The following is a 14023-nucleotide window of genomic DNA, read 5'->3' as shown; positions in this document are numbered from 1 at the left end:
GGGCCTCATCAGGCTTGCATCCACCCGGTTGTCACCGACCTCCTTGATCGGCGTTCCTCTCCACCGTGCATCCCGGGAATATAGTTGACTGGCTATGCCGAAATAATGAAATATACAGATCATGTGATCGGCTTTTCCGATCACGGCATCCGCCGGCTGAAATGGATTGCGCCAATGACATCAGAGCGTTTCGACCGCGGGCTGTCGCTCCTGCGCCATCTGAAAAGCACGCAACTCCTGCTTCTCGTCGAGCTTGGAAAGGTCGCGAGCCTGCGAAAAGCCGCGTCGGCTCTCAACATGACGCAGCCGACGGCGACGAAACTGATTCAGGATCTGGAAGCGGCCGTCGGCCATCCGCTGTTCGAGCGCAGTTCCAGGGGCATGCGCGCAACGCCCTATGGCGAGGTGATGATCAGACATGCGCGGCTCATGCAGATGGAAATCGTCCGGACGAGGGAGGATCTCGATTCGCTGTCGTCGGGCGCATCCGGCACGTTGCGGATCGGGGCTGTCATCAGCGCCGTTCCGTTTCTGCTGGCAAAGGCTGTCGCTGCGCTCAAGCGCGAGCATCCCGGCCTGCAGGTCTCGATCGATGCTGGGACAAGCGATGCGCTCGTTGGCTCCCTGTTGAACGGTCACCTCGATGTGCTGCTGGCACGACCGATCGTGCTCGGCGATCGCAACGACTTCGATTACGTCGATCTCATCGACGAACCGCTGAAAGTCGTCGGCCGGCGGGACCATCCGCTCGCGAGCAGGTCGTCCGTCACGGTGCGCGAGCTCGGCGAATGGCCCTGGACGCTTCTGCCGGCCGGAAGCCCGATGCGAAAGGTTCTGGCGCCCGTCTTTGCCGAAATGCGACTGTCCGGTCCCCAAAACATCGTCGAAACTTCGTCAATGATGACGATGGTGGCGCTGATGCACGAGAGCGACATGCTGGCCGTGATGCCCGGCGACGTATCGGACTTCTACATCCGCCATAACCTGCTGGTCGAGATCCCGGTCACGCTGCCTGCGGTGATGGGATCATACGGGATCGTCACGCGTCGAGATCGCCCGATGACGCCCGGCGTCGAGGCGTTCTTGACGCAACTCCAGACGGCGCTGCAAGAACAGCGACGGATCAGGGCGGAACTGACGAGCGACGGATGATGCAAGCCGGATGCATACTTCGGTAAAGGGGTGAGCCGGGTTCAGATCGAACTCATCCAGCCCAGTCCGTCCTCGGTTACTCCCGCAGGCCGGTATTCGCAGCCGACATAACCCTGATAGCCGAGGGCGTCGATCTCTTCGAAGATCATGCGGTCGTTGAGTTCGCCTGTCATGGGTTCATGCCGGGTAGGAACCGCCGCAATCTGGATATGCCCGATGCGCGGCGCCATCTGCCTCAAGGCTGTGATGACATCTCCATGCATGATCTGGCGGTGATAGATGTCGAACTGCAGACTGACATTGGGGCGATCGAGATCGGCGACGAGATCGAATGCGCGATTGAAGTCGTTGAGAAAATATCCCGGCATATCGCGTTTGTTGATAGGCTCGATGACGAGACCGATACCGGCTTCGGCCGTTGCATCGGCCGCCTTTTTCAGATTGTCCACATAGCAGGATGCAGCGGTGGGATCATCCGCTGGCGCGATCCCGGCCATCATGTGAAGAAGCGGCGTTCCGAGCGCCTTGCCATAGGCAATCGCCTTGACCAGCGACGACTCGAACTCCTCGCGCCGGTCGGAAAGGCTCGCAAGACCCCGATCGCCGCCTGTCCAATTCCCGGGTGGCATGTTGAACAGGGCCTGGTTTAGCCCGGCATCACGAAGCTTCTCGGCGACGACCTCGGCTGGATAGTCGTAAGGGAAGAGATACTCGACGGCGCTAAAGCCAGCCGTGGCCGCAGCCGCGAACCGCTCCAGGAACGGTCGCTCGTTGAACATCATCGACAGGTTTGCGGCAAACTTCGGCATGGGCCTATTCTTTCTCTGGCATGCCGGGCAGGTGAAGCCCGGTGATCTGGGCGAGCAGCCGCGCAACCGAACTGTCGTCATCGCGACCCATCCCGGCGGCCTCGGTCATGATGAAGAGTTGCAATGCGGCCGCGGTGATCGGAAGCGGAAACTTCTGCTGGCGGCCTATGTCGGAGACAATGCCGAGATCCTTGGTGAAGATCGAGACCGCACTGTGAGGGCTGTAATCGCCATCGAGCACATGCGGTATGCGGTTTTCGAACATCCAGCTATTGCCAGCCGATTTGGTGATGACGTCAAAGACCCTGGCAATGTCGAGATCGAGGCTTTTCGCGAATGTGATCGCTTCGCAGGCGGCCGCTATATGGACACCTGCCAGCAACTGATTGACGATCTTGAAGGAGGAGCCGACACCCGGCTGGTCGCCAAGCTCGTAGACGGTGGCCGCCATCGCATCGAGCGCCGGCCGCGCCGCCTTGAATGCTTCAGGCGAGCCCGATGCCATGAAGGTCAGTTCTCCCGAATGCGCCTTTTTCGAGCCCCCGCTGATCGGGCCGTCGAGATAAAGCAGCCCGGCTGCCTCGGTCCGTGCGGCGAAGGATTTCGCATCGCTGGGCGAGACGGTGGCGCAGCAGACGATGACGCCGCCGGAATGCATCGCGCTGACGATCCCGGCCTTGCCGAAAAGGACTGTTTCCGTCTGTGCCGCATTGACGACCACGACGACCGCGATGTCAGCGCCTTCAACAGCATCGCCCGGCGAGGAGGCAGCAACGCCACCCTCATTTTCGAGGGTCGAAAGCGCGTCCCGGTTGACGTCGAAGCCGCGAACCTTGTGACCGGCGCTCAGCACTGAGCGTGCCATGCCTAGTCCCATTGAGCCGAGGCCAATGATGGCGATAGTGGTTGGGCTGGACATGAGCGGCACCTCCATGAAGCGCTGTGTAGTCAGAATCTCAGCGCTAACATGTTTTCAACCACATCCTCTTGCCCTGTTCAAGCGACATATGTTAGCGCTGAGATAAATGGAGGAGAGAACGACTTGGACGGGGAGGGGAGGTCCATTGCAGACGATAGCGTGCCCTCGGCCGCTGAGACACCGACGCTTGCGCATGTCGCTCGGCTGGCAAAAGTCAGCGAGAACACCGTCTCGCGCGTGATCCGCAACAAGGGACCGATCGCACCGGAGACAAGGCTCCGCGTCAATGCGGCAATCGACGCACTCGGCTATGTCCCTAACAGGGCTGCCGGTTCGCTTGCGTCCTCGTCTTCGCCGATCATCGGCGTCATCTTGCCGTCGTTGTCGAACATCGTTTTTCCCGAAGTGCTCAGGGGTATAAATGCTGGGCTGATCGGCACGTCCTATCGCCCGATGATCGGTGTGACCGATTACAGTCTCGAGACCGAGCAGGATATTATTTCGTCGCTTCTGGCCTGGCATCCGGCGGCGATCATCACCACAGGTTTCGAGCATACCACGGCCGCAAGACGCATGCTTGAAGGCAGCCGGGTGCGGATCGCCGAACTGATGGATATCGATGACCGGCCCATCGACCTTGCGGTCGGCCTGTCGCATCGCGAGGCCGGCCGCGCGATGGCACGCCATCTCGTTCAGCGCGGCTATTCGAGGATCGGCTATGTCGGCCATGACTGGACTGCGGATCGGCGCGCGCGTTTACGGTATGAGGGGCTTTGCGAAGGTTTGTCTGAGACGGGCCTGTCGCTGGTCGCAGAGTATCGGACAGAGGCGCCAAGTTCGACGCTCGAAGGACGTCGAGCTCTGGCCAGTCTTCTTGCCGACGGTGCCGCCATCGATGCGGCGGCGTTTTCCAACGACGACATGGCGGTGGGCGGTTTCATGCACTGCATGGCGGCCGGAATGCCGGTGCCGGACGGTCTCGCGCTGATGGGCTTCAACGGGCTCGAGATCGGACAGGTTCTGCCAAAGCCGCTGACGACGGTGCTTTCCAATCGCTTTGCCATCGGCAAGACGGCAATCGAAGCCTTGCTGGAGACGCCTCAGCGTCCACAGGAGGCACGGATCATTGACACGGGATTTTCAATTATAGAGGGGGCAACCGCCTGAAGGCGGAGCCCATCCTCAAGACGGGAGAATGATATGCTGCTTGGCGCAATCGCCGATGATCTGACCGGCGCAACGGACCTTGCCCTGATGCTGTCGAGGGAGGGCATGCGCACGATCCAGACGGTGGGCGTTCCGCCCGCCGATTTCGATCTGAGCGATGTCGACGCGGTCGTCGTCGCCCTGAAATCCCGTACCAATCCCGCTGACGTGGCGGTCGCGATGTCGCTCGAGGCACTGCGTTGGCTGAAGACGGCCGGTGCCCGCCAGATCATCTTCAAATACTGCTCGACCTTCGATTCGACGCCGAAGGGCAATATCGGGCCGGTTACCGATGCGCTCGCACGCGAGCTTGAGACGGATCTGACGATCGTCTGCCCTGCTTTCCCTGCCAACCGCCGGACGATCTACAAGGGTCATCTCTTCGTGGCAGATCAACTGCTGTCGGATAGCCCCATGCGCCATCACCCCCTGACGCCGATGACGGATTCGTCGCTGGTGCGTCTGATGGCGACACAATCCAAACTTCAGGTCGGCCTTGTCTCACATGAGAACGTCGCAAAGGGTGCCGAGAGCGTTCGTGCGGCATTCGACGAGGCGCGTCGGCGTGGTGACGGCGTCGTGGTCGTCGACGCGATTACCGACCAGGATCTGCGCGTGATCGGTGAGGCAGTCGCAGAGTTCCCGCTGATCACCGGCGGTTCCGGCATCGCAATCGGTCTGCCCGAGAACTTTCGGCGCGCGGGGCTTTTGCGACGAGACATCACGGCAGGACAGTTTGAACCGCCGGACGGGAGAGCCGCCATTCTTGCCGGTTCCTGTTCAGAGGCGACACGGGGCCAGATCAAGGCCGCTATCGAGGCCGGCATGTCAACGCTCAAGCTCGATCCGGTCGATATCGCACAAGGGTGTATGGACGTTGACGAAGCGATCAGATGGGCTCTGGCGCAGGAAGGCGTTCCTCTGATCTACTCGAGCGCCGATCCCAAGGATGTTCTGGCAGCCCAAGACAGCCTTGGACAGGAAAAGGCTGGCGAGATCGTCGAGCAGTTCCTCGCAAAAACCGCCATCGGACTGCGCGAAAACGGGGTCCGGAGGCTGATCGTTGCCGGCGGAGAAACGTCAGGCGCCGTCGTTGGAGCACTGGCGCCGTCCGCCTTGTTTATCGGCCGCGAGATCGACCCGGGTGTGCCCTGGACACTGACGATGGGTGATGGCGCACCTATGGCGCTTGCACTCAAATCCGGCAATTTCGGCACCGCCGACTTCTTCCTCAAGGCGTGGGAGCTTTTGAAATGACGGCAGTTCTTTCCGAGGAAACAAAGCTTCGCGACGAGATCGTCACGGTTGGCAAGTCGCTTTTCGACCGGTGCTTCACGTTCGGATCGACCGGCAACATCAGTGCGCGGCTATCGAATGGCGATATGCTGATGACGCCGACAAACGCATCGCTTGGCGCGCTCGATCCGGCGCGCCTTTCGAAATTCTCGGCTGAGGGCGTGCATGTCTCCGGCGACAAACCGACCAAGGAAGCGTTTCTGCACCAGTGCATGTATTGCGAACGCAGCACGGCTTCAGCGGTCGTTCACCTTCACTCGACGAATGCCGTCGCGATCAGCCTCATCGAAGGACTGAACCCGGAGGATCTTCTTCCGCCACTGACGGCTTATTACGTCATGCGGGTGGGAAAACTGCCGATGGCTCCGTATTTCCCGCCAGGCGATGCCGCTTTGGCGGAGGCGGTGCGGGAGCGTGCTCGCGACAGTCACGCCGTCCTGCTCGCCAATCACGGGCCGGTAGTTGCCGGGAAATCGCTGCGCGAGGCGCAATACGCGACCGAGGAGCTCGAAGAAACGGCGAAACTGTTCCTGATGCTGCGTGGCGAGAAAATCAGGCCACTGACGCAGGAGCAGCGTGACGATCTTATGGAGCGCCACGGCTGATCCTGCTGGGGTAGGTGACCGCGTGCTATGCTTCAGCCGCGGAAACTGCCTTCGTTCATGTCCTTGGGATCATAGTTGAGATCAAAATCCTTTTCGGATTTCTTTCCCGGCGCATCGCGGTGAACGGTCGCGTCTTCAGAGCCCGTCACGACTGTCGGCTTTGCGCTGTGAACCCCTGTCGCCTTGCGATCGGCCTGGGACGGGGCGTACTGACCCTTTGCATCGTCTTCCGGTTTACTCATTGCAGTGCTCCTCTTCTGTCCTATCCAACAGGTAGCAAGAGCAGGAGTTCCGTGACGATCAGCGTGATAGTCGCGAAAGGGGAACGAAGATTGTGCTCTCGCTCCGTCCGGTTCGAGCAAACACGCGTGCCGGAGGATGGACGGTTCAGATATAAGCGACACCGGCCTTCCGGGCTTCCGCTGCCGCATAAAGGTTGGACCGATGGCAGCGTTCGTAAAACGCTGCCATTTCGCCCGGCATATGCTCTGGCAGGCTCAGGAAGTCCCGCAGGCGCAAGCCGTCTTTCTGGTCGAGATCAGCATTGGCCGACGCGGGGCCGTCAATAGCGGCGATGCGGTCGTGCAGTCGTGAGAAGTAAGCAAGGTTCGCTTCGACGATCGACGGCGCGGAGGTCTGGCCGTGAGCTAGAACGACGTGGCGGGCATCAAGATCACGGATTGTTTTCAACGAGCAGCAAAGCGCCTTGAGATCGTGAGGATCCTTGCTCCAGACTTCGGGGATCGGCCACTCGACGGCATCGACCGCAAGACAGGTTCGGATGGAAGGGATCCAGACCGCGATATGATCCGGCGTATGTCCGGGCGTGTGAAGCAATTCGAGGACCAGATCGCCGCCATCCAGGATCATGCTCTCGCCAGCGAAGCATAGATTGGGGGCAACAATCTCGACATCCCGAAATCGTGCGTCGCGCTGTTTTTCGACAAGCTTATCTCGTGCAGCGAGATCGTTTAGCCGCTCCAGCGCCTTGGCGTGCGCGATGATCGGTATGCGATCGTCAAGCCCGGAATTGCCCCAAAAGTGGTCCCAGTCCATGTGGGAGTTGATGACCAGCAGAGGCCGGTCGCCCATCTGGTCGTCGAGCAGTGCTAGCGCCTCCCGACACAGGGATGGGGTGCCAAGCGTATCGACGAGGACATTGAACCGATCGGTCCGCACGAAGACGGCATCGACCTCGTCGCCAGCCCTCACGATGACAATCCGATCATCGAGGCCAGGGTAAGTCGTGAGCCGAACCGAAATATCCATCGCCAATCCCTTGCGATGCATCACTTGAAAAGGCGATGGCCCGCCGTCAGCGGAACGAGGGCAACCCATGACTAGGTTTCGGCATATCCAGCTTCGGCAAAGAATTCGCGAGAGCCGCAGCCTCGCCGGAATAAGGGAAGTCATCGCCCAGCTGGCGATCGCCTTCGTACACCTTGAAGGATGGCCCATCGACCTCGACGATCTTGTAACCGTTCACGTATTCGACCTTTGGCGTTTTCCAACCCATATCGATCTCTCTTTCTTGAAAGCTGACACGACGGTCAGCGCGATGTCATGACGGTCGATCCGTTGGCAAAGGTCTAACAGGTACACGCTCAAACGCCTAATCATGACCGAGCGGCAGCCGAGTGCTTGATCGGCGCAGGAAATCGATAAGGCCACCACGCCATGCGTATCCTGTCGTGCCACAATCGGCGCGGCTTAGCCTCAGGATCGAAGGGAACAAATCGAGGTCAAATGCATTCGAGGTCGCAGTCAATGCCGACTTTTCTTGGGGGCCCTTATGAAACGACTTTCCGTGACCGCCTTTGCCGCTCTTTGCCTCACCGCCGGAGCAACCTACGCGCAGACGAACAACGACGAGGCAGCCCAGGCATGCCAGTCGACCGGCTTGCTGGCGCTGCAGGAAAAATCGTCCGCCATCACCGACCTGGTGCTCGACATGGAAACCCTGGCCGTGAGCTCCGCGGATACCAAAGTCGAGAATGTCGCGGTGAAGACCGTCGTCATGGGCGATGCCTATATCGCACGCGGCGGCGAAACCGGTAAGCCTGATCGTTTCGTCTGCCTTCTGGGCGAAGAAGGAAAAGTGCTTCTGACGTTTTTTACCGCGCAGTAGCCGACGGAGCCGCGTCGCAGCCGGTGCCGGATTTGCGACAGTTCGGCGAGGTACGGCGGGTGTCAGGGATCAGCTAACTCAGCGCTATCCACGTCATTTGCTCGGAACCGATCCGCCGCTGCGGGATTACTGTAGGCCTCGAAACATGCACCGGCTGGTTCCTCGAAGGAAGCAGGCGGTGCTGACTATGGAGACCCTTATGCAGCTACCACAGAACACGATCGTTGCCGTTGCCGATGGCGAAAAGCTCAGCCTTTTCAAGAATGAAGGTGACGCAGCAAACGTCAAGCTGAGAGCGATGCCGGCCACGGACATCGACAGCTCGAAAATCGCTTCCGGTGCGCGCCATTCCAGCAGCTCCGCAAACCCGGATGACAGCCAGCAGGACGAAGACGGTTTCAGCAACGGCATTGCCGACATGCTGAACAAGCATGTGCTGGATGGAAAGATCAAAAATCTTGTTGTCGTGGCGGCTCCCCGCACACTCGGCGAAATGCGCAAGAGCTACCACAAGTCGCTGTCTGACGTTCTGATTGGCGAACTCGACAAGGACCTTACGGGCCATTCGATCCAGGATATCGAAAAGGCGCTGGCTGCAGCCTGATCGCTAGACCAGCACCAGAAGTGGAGGCCCTGCAGCAGCGGGGCCCTACTTTCGAGAAGTGAAGGCCATCAGTATCCGATCTCTGCGGATTGATGGACACTGCTAGACAGGGCGGCGCCCATGCTTCTAGACAGTCAGGCGACCTCGGAGGCCAGGATTAGGCCAGGAGGGGGGCTCGGTACTTCCCCACCTTTGACCCGTAGCGCCAGATAATCCAAGGCGTTCTGCAGTCCGTTCATCGTGTACGGCTTCTCGATTGCGCCGAGCGCGCCTGCAAAATCGTCCGGGATCCGCTTCAAATTTCCTGAAACAAATATGTAAGGGACGTTTTTCGAAGCAAGGAATTTTCCGACGTCGATCCCTGTCGGGCCATCAAGAAGTTGGATGTCGACGAAAGCGAAGTCAGGCGCAGTCTTTTCAGCAAGTTCGTATGCGGTCGAGCTTGAAGCCGCCTGGCCGACAACATCGTGACCCGCAGCCTCGACCTCAGTTTCAAGTTCGAGCGCCAGCAGCGCCTCGTCTTCCACGATCATCACGCGCAAAATTCTGTTCCTTACTCATTGACCATCAGGGTAACGCTCACTTCTGTGCGCTTGCCATCCGTTTTCCGTTCGATTTCAGCGCCCAGCTGCCTGGCACAGGTCTCCAGCATCAGTCTGCCGAAGTCGTGTTCGCGCTGGTCAAAGACAACGGGGGTGACCGTGTCGACGACCCTTACCAAGAAGTGTCCGTTCAGGCGTCTCACTTCCAGGTGAATTTCGCCGCCGCCATCGCTCAGGCCGCGTCGAACGACATCACCGATCAGCTCGTTCAAGATAAGAGCGAGAGGTGATGCCTTGTCAGCCGGGACGATGACTTCGTGCAGGTCGGTTGTCATCACAATGTCAGATCGCCTAAGCGCGCCGACCACATCAACGATGAGGTCGCCTGCGAACTCTGCAACATCGAAATGGCCGACATCATCGTCATTCAGAAGCTTACGGTGAACAGTGCTCAGCGCTTCGACGCGGCTGAGGACGGAAAACAGGGTCCGCTTTGCTACCTCGTCCTCCGCCATCCGCGCCTGGAGCTTGACGATCGAGGCGATGGTGAGGAGATTGTTTTTGACGCGGTGGTCGACTTCGTGAACGAGCGCGGTCTTTGTTGTTAGCGCGTCCGTCAGGTCCGCTGTGCGCCTTGCGACTTCCTCTTCCGCGATATGCCGAGCCGCCGCTAACTCTGCCTCTTTGCTCTTGATGTTGGTAAAGTCCAACTGAGACGCGAAGAAGTAGATGACTTGCCCATTTTCGTTTCGAACCGGGCTGACGAAGAGAGCATTCCAGAAGGTCGTGCCGTCTCGCCGGTAGTTGAGAATGTCGATCGCAAGATCCCGCTCTTGCGACACCGCTTCCCGAATTTTGGCAACGGCCGCAGGGTCAGTTTGCGGACCCTGTAAGAGGCGGCAGTTGCGCCCAACAAGTTCCTGCGCCGAGTACCCGGTTAACTTCGAGAACGCCCGATTGGAAAAGATGATCGGGTTATCGACCTGGCGTGGATCGGTGATGATCATCGGCATGCGTGTTGCTTTGAAAGCTGCTGCGAACGGATCTCCGGATGCGTGGGCGGCGATTAGCCGGTCGCCTGCGTCTCGTGCGCCGCGAACATCTTTTTCCACAGCCATAAAGTCCGTCGCCCCTCATAAGCGTTGCGAAAAATAATGCTTTAACCGCGGACAGGTTCCGACATCCTGTTAAAATTGACGGTCGTCAGCGATCCGCTCCATTCTCTAGGGAAAACCTGAAAATTCCGTGTTTCGAGATGTTGCGGAGATTAGGCACTGTGCAGTCGCGGGATCACCAAAGGTTATTGGCGCTCACGTCTCGTCTCAAGACCGGCATAACGTATGGCGATAAAGGCCATCAGGCATGCGACCGAGAACATGTTGAGCCTGAGCAGGATGGCAAGGTCAGGATCGCTCCAGACCCGCAATGGAGGACCGAGAAGATACTGTGCGAATAGAAACACAGCGAAGACAAAGGCCGCCATGCCGCGCTGCCACCACTTCTCCTGGGCAAAAAAGGACAGTGCGGAAAGCATGAAGCAGGCACCAAAAAAAAGCGCCGTCCCCGAACCATGCCCGAACAGTTTTGTCTCGAACAACGTGTCGAGCGTGCCGACGATTGGCAACGCCAACCGCGCCATGAAAGGTGATTGGCGAGCAATGAAAGGGATCGCGAGAAACAGGGGGGCGGCAAGCAAGGTAGCGCATGAGGCAGCCACGCCATTGCCGACGAGATACCAGACATAGACGGGATAGAATGGCTTGTTGAATACGATCACCCAGGCGATCGTGACCGTCGCCTGGGTGAGGGGATCGAGTGGCGGTCGTGTCTGTGTCATCGCTCGGCAGCCCCTGTCTTTGAATATGCAAACAACGGCCGCACGCGGTTTCAGCAGTGGCGTGCAGCACCGGAATGGCTACGCCGAGAAGGTCTGCGCGGCGTTGATCGACGACACGAACTGACGTGTGCGTTCGTGGACAGGGTTGCGAAAGACCTGTTCGGCGCTGCCGATCTCGACGACCTGCCCCGCCTCGAGAAAGACAACGAGATTGGCAACCTGCGAGGCAAGTCGCAGATCGTGCGTCGCCATCACCATGGTCGTGCCCTCTTTGGCAAGGGTGCCGAGCACGTCGACGACCTCGGCGGAAAGCTCCGGGTCAAGCGCCGAAGTCGGTTCGTCGCACAAAAGAACCTTCGGCGAGGGCGCGAGCGCCCGTGCAATTGCCACACGCTGCTGCTGGCCGCCTGAGAGATTGGCGGGCCAGGCATCGGCCTTGTGTTCCATGCCGACTTTCGTCAGCAATTCCATGGCGCGCGCCCTGGCTTTTTCGCGGGACCATTTCTGGACGACAAGCAGCCCTTCCATGACGTTTTCGATGGCCGTGCGATGTGGGAAAAGCTGGAAGTTCTGAAACACCATTCCCGTCTGGCTGCGCACTTTCTGAATGGATTGCCACGGCGCCTTGCGGCCGGGTTCAAAGTCGACGCTCTCAGCGCCGATGCGGACGCTTCCGGCGGTCGGTTGCTCCAGGAGGTTGATGCAGCGGAGCAAGGTACTCTTGCCGCCGCCCGACGGTCCGACCAGAGCCGAAACGCTGCCCTCCGGAAAGCTGAGAGAGATATCCTTCAGAATTACGGCGTCGCCGAAACGCTTTTCGATATGCGACAGTTCGATCATCGGTTGGCCTCCAGCATGCCGCCGTATCGGGCAAAGCGAAATTCGAGCCGGGACTGCAGGTGAGACAGGATGGAGCTCAAAGCGAGATAGATGACGGCGGCCTCGATATAGAGGATGAGCGGCTCATACGTCGTGGCAACGATACGCTGCGCGGACTGGAAAAGTTCGGGCACGGTGATTGCCGCGGCAAGCGAGGTATCCTTGACCAGCGATATGAACGTGTTTGACAGAGGCGGCACGGATACCCGGCTTGCCTGCGGCAGGATCGTGCGCCGCATCGCCTGGCGCCAGTTCATGCCGGTGGAATAGGCGGCTTCCCACTGACCCTTGGGGACGGAGGAGATGGCTGCACGGATGATTTCCGACGTGTAGGCACCGACATTGAGCGTGAAGCCGATCAGGGCCGCCGTAAAGGCATCAAGCAGAATTCCCACACTCGGCAGGCCGTAGAAGATCACGAAGAGCTGCACAAGGAGTGGCGTACCGCGAATGATCCATACATAGAAGCGAGCGATTGCTGAAACCGGCCACGGCCCGAACAACCGTGCGACCGCGGTGACAAGCCCCAGCGATAGGCCCAGCACAAAGGAAAGGAGTGTCAGCGGGATCGTAAATTTCACGCCGGCCCACAGAAGTGTCGGCAACGAATCGATCATCAATTGAAGCCAGTGCGGCACGGCGAACCTCAAAACATATGACGCCCGGCGATGGTCGCCGAGCGCTCTGATCTCGATACATATGGCGCAGTTTCAAGAACGGAACAGTCCGTTCTTACTTCGAGACGTCCTGACCGAAATACTTGTCAGAAATCGTCTTGTAGGTTCCGTCCGCCTTGATGTCGGCGAGCGCCTTGTTGATGGCTGAAACCAGCTCGTCGTCGCCCTTGCGAACGATGATGCCGGAGAAATCCGCATCCGCCTTTTCGGCAACGATCTTCACGGGAGCCTGAGGCTGCTTCTTCTTGAAATCGAGGAAGGAGAGGCTGTCGTTGATCGTGGCATCGGCGCGGCGGGTCAGAACCAGCTGGATCGACTGGTCAAAGCCGTCGGTGCCGACGAGCTCTGCTCCAGACGCCTCGGCCAGCTTGCCGAAGTTGCTGGTCAGCGACTGTGCCGACTTCTTGCCCTTGAGGCTTTCGAACCCTTTGATCTCCTCATCATTGCTGCGAACGATCAGCACGGCCTTGGACGCGATATAGGGGTCGGAGAAGGCATATTTCTGCTTGCGGGCTTCGGTGATGCCGACCTGATTGATGACGGCATCATAGCGTTTGGCATCGATGCCAGCGATGAGGCCATCCCACTTGCCTTCGATGAATTCTGCCTTCACGCCAAGCTTGTTGGCGACAGCCTCACCGATCTCGACGTCGAAGCCGGTCAGCTTGTTGGCGCTGTCGTGGAAAGTGAAGGGCGCATAGGTGCCTTCCGTCCCGATCTTGATCACGCCGGCGGCCTTGATCTGGTCGAGGTTTTCGCCAGCGACAGATGGGGTGATGGCAACGGCCTGCAGAAGGGCGGCAGCAGCGATGGATTTCAGCCAGTTCATGGTCATTCCTTTCGGGCATCAGGCCTGATGGCCTTTCGATGCGGTGTTATCTAGGAAAACCTGTGCTGTTGGAGGAGAGGATCGAGCAAATAAAACAGGCAAATGAGATTATTTTGCTCATTTTTGTTCGCGCATGACCCGACGCAACCACGACACAGCCTTTGCGCAGGATTTCCGGCAAGACGCCATCGTGCCGCAATCTGTTGTCCCGGAAGACCCGGGCGGAACCCTTGCGTTCTCTAGCTGTTGTTTCGCCGAACAGGAGCAACATCATGACCGACGAAAAACGCGACGAAACCGGCAATGAGGAGCCACAGGCGGAAGGGAGCACGCAGGGTGAGCATAGCCAGGAGCGGGAGCAAACCGCGGGCGATTCAAAGTCTCATAACAGCTCGCCGCAGACGTGGTCGGCCGATCACGGCGGAGGTGTTTCGCCACCAACCAGCAAGCCGATGAGTTCAGACGATAAGGCGGATTAGGCGTCTGAACATCTAAAGCCTTCGAACTGTACCAACGCCCTCGCCAACGGATTTTGGCCGG

General features: G+C 59.1%; 18 protein-coding genes. 7 read left to right on the top strand and 11 right to left on the bottom strand.

From position 1 onward, the window contains the following. Positions 1–105 precede the first annotated feature (105 nt). Positions 106–1152: a LysR family transcriptional regulator gene (locus tag ACQY1J_RS03710; protein ID WP_062458703.1), complete on the top strand. Its 1047-nt coding sequence runs from the start codon at positions 106–108 to the stop codon at positions 1150–1152. A gap of 41 nt (positions 1153–1193) precedes the next feature. On the opposite strand, the gene otnI is transcribed toward ACQY1J_RS03710, so the two are convergent. Further along, the gene (gene otnI, locus ACQY1J_RS03705; RefSeq protein ID WP_062576584.1) at positions 1194–1961 is read right to left on the bottom strand and encodes a 2-oxo-tetronate isomerase; all 768 of its coding nucleotides are present in this window, start codon (positions 1959–1961) and stop codon (positions 1194–1196) included. Between the two features lie 4 nt (positions 1962–1965). Then, the gene (gene ltnD / locus ACQY1J_RS03700) at positions 1966–2880 is read right to left on the bottom strand and encodes an L-threonate dehydrogenase (RefSeq protein WP_325264411.1); all 915 of its coding nucleotides are present in this window, start codon (positions 2878–2880) and stop codon (positions 1966–1968) included. Positions 2881–3039: 159 nt separating this feature from the next. Between ltnD and ACQY1J_RS03695 the strand changes: the two genes are divergently transcribed. From ACQY1J_RS03695 to otnC, 3 genes are read left to right on the top strand one after another with little or no spacing between them, the layout of a single operon-like run. Further along, a complete protein-coding gene (locus tag ACQY1J_RS03695; protein ID WP_430249418.1) occupies positions 3040–4047 on the top strand; it encodes a LacI family DNA-binding transcriptional regulator in 1008 nt (335 codons plus the stop codon). Between the two features lie 33 nt (positions 4048–4080). Next, entirely contained in the window at positions 4081–5343 is a 1263-nt protein-coding gene (otnK, locus tag ACQY1J_RS03690; RefSeq protein WP_430249417.1) for a 3-oxo-tetronate kinase, read from the top strand. Beyond that, on the top strand, positions 5340–5987 hold the full coding sequence (otnC, locus tag ACQY1J_RS03685) for a 3-oxo-tetronate 4-phosphate decarboxylase (RefSeq protein ID WP_062458713.1): 648 nt from the start codon (positions 5340–5342) through the stop codon (positions 5985–5987). The genes otnK and otnC overlap by 4 nt, the downstream gene beginning before the upstream one ends. A 32-nt stretch (positions 5988–6019) precedes the next feature. On the opposite strand, the gene ACQY1J_RS03680 is transcribed toward otnC, so the two are convergent. From ACQY1J_RS03680 to ACQY1J_RS03670, 3 genes are all read right to left on the bottom strand, one after another. Further along, a complete protein-coding gene (locus ACQY1J_RS03680; protein WP_062458716.1) occupies positions 6020–6229 on the bottom strand; it encodes a hypothetical protein in 210 nt (69 codons plus the stop codon). A gap of 145 nt (positions 6230–6374) precedes the next feature. Then, positions 6375–7256 carry an MBL fold metallo-hydrolase gene (locus tag ACQY1J_RS03675; RefSeq protein ID WP_430249416.1) on the bottom strand — a complete coding sequence of 294 codons (882 nt, stop codon included), beginning with the start codon at positions 7254–7256 and terminating at the stop codon, positions 6375–6377. Between the two features lie 46 nt (positions 7257–7302). Beyond that, on the bottom strand, positions 7303–7503 hold the full coding sequence (locus tag ACQY1J_RS03670) for a hypothetical protein (RefSeq protein ID WP_062576573.1): 201 nt from the start codon (positions 7501–7503) through the stop codon (positions 7303–7305). A 276-nt stretch (positions 7504–7779) separates the two neighbouring features. On the opposite strand from ACQY1J_RS03670, the gene ACQY1J_RS03665 reads away from it, so the two are divergent. Further along, positions 7780–8115 carry a hypothetical protein gene (locus ACQY1J_RS03665; RefSeq protein WP_430249415.1) on the top strand — a complete coding sequence of 112 codons (336 nt, stop codon included), beginning with the start codon at positions 7780–7782 and terminating at the stop codon, positions 8113–8115. Between the two features lie 199 nt (positions 8116–8314). Then, positions 8315–8719, top strand: a complete 405-nt coding sequence (locus ACQY1J_RS03660; RefSeq protein ID WP_062576571.1) for a host attachment family protein — start codon at positions 8315–8317, stop codon at positions 8717–8719. Positions 8720–8853: 134 nt separating this feature from the next. Here ACQY1J_RS03660 and ACQY1J_RS03655 read toward each other — a convergent pair whose 3' ends face one another. The 6 genes from ACQY1J_RS03655 to ACQY1J_RS03630 form a co-directional block, all read right to left on the bottom strand. Further along, positions 8854–9261: a response regulator gene (locus ACQY1J_RS03655; RefSeq protein WP_430249414.1), complete on the bottom strand. Its 408-nt coding sequence runs from the start codon at positions 9259–9261 to the stop codon at positions 8854–8856. A gap of 11 nt (positions 9262–9272) precedes the next feature. After that, positions 9273–10373, bottom strand: coding sequence for a PAS domain-containing protein (locus ACQY1J_RS03650; RefSeq protein WP_430249412.1), 1101 nt, complete (start codon positions 10371–10373; stop codon positions 9273–9275). Between the two features lie 188 nt (positions 10374–10561). Further along, positions 10562–11098, bottom strand: coding sequence for a hypothetical protein (locus ACQY1J_RS03645; RefSeq protein WP_184655272.1), 537 nt, complete (start codon positions 11096–11098; stop codon positions 10562–10564). Positions 11099–11176: 78 nt separating this feature from the next. Next, positions 11177–11938 carry an amino acid ABC transporter ATP-binding protein gene (locus tag ACQY1J_RS03640; RefSeq protein ID WP_113165070.1) on the bottom strand — a complete coding sequence of 254 codons (762 nt, stop codon included), beginning with the start codon at positions 11936–11938 and terminating at the stop codon, positions 11177–11179. Continuing rightward, positions 11935–12615, bottom strand: coding sequence for an amino acid ABC transporter permease (locus ACQY1J_RS03635; RefSeq protein ID WP_430249410.1), 681 nt, complete (start codon positions 12613–12615; stop codon positions 11935–11937). The genes ACQY1J_RS03640 and ACQY1J_RS03635 overlap by 4 nt, the downstream gene beginning before the upstream one ends. 94 nt (positions 12616–12709) lie before the next feature. Next, positions 12710–13483, bottom strand: coding sequence for an amino acid ABC transporter substrate-binding protein (locus ACQY1J_RS03630; protein ID WP_062460378.1), 774 nt, complete (start codon positions 13481–13483; stop codon positions 12710–12712). Between the two features lie 272 nt (positions 13484–13755). Here ACQY1J_RS03630 and ACQY1J_RS03625 point away from each other — a divergent pair, with 272 nt between their 5' ends. Beyond that, positions 13756–13962, top strand: coding sequence for a hypothetical protein (locus tag ACQY1J_RS03625; protein WP_430249409.1), 207 nt, complete (start codon positions 13756–13758; stop codon positions 13960–13962). The last annotated feature ends 61 nt before the right edge of the window (positions 13963–14023 follow it).

It is taken from the genome of Neorhizobium sp. DAR64860/K0K1, from assembly GCF_050500205.1.
Lineage (GTDB): Bacteria > Pseudomonadota > Alphaproteobacteria > Rhizobiales > Rhizobiaceae > Neorhizobium > Neorhizobium soli.
Note: the sequence above shows the minus strand (reverse complement) of the source record. Positions and strands in the feature narration are given on the sequence as shown.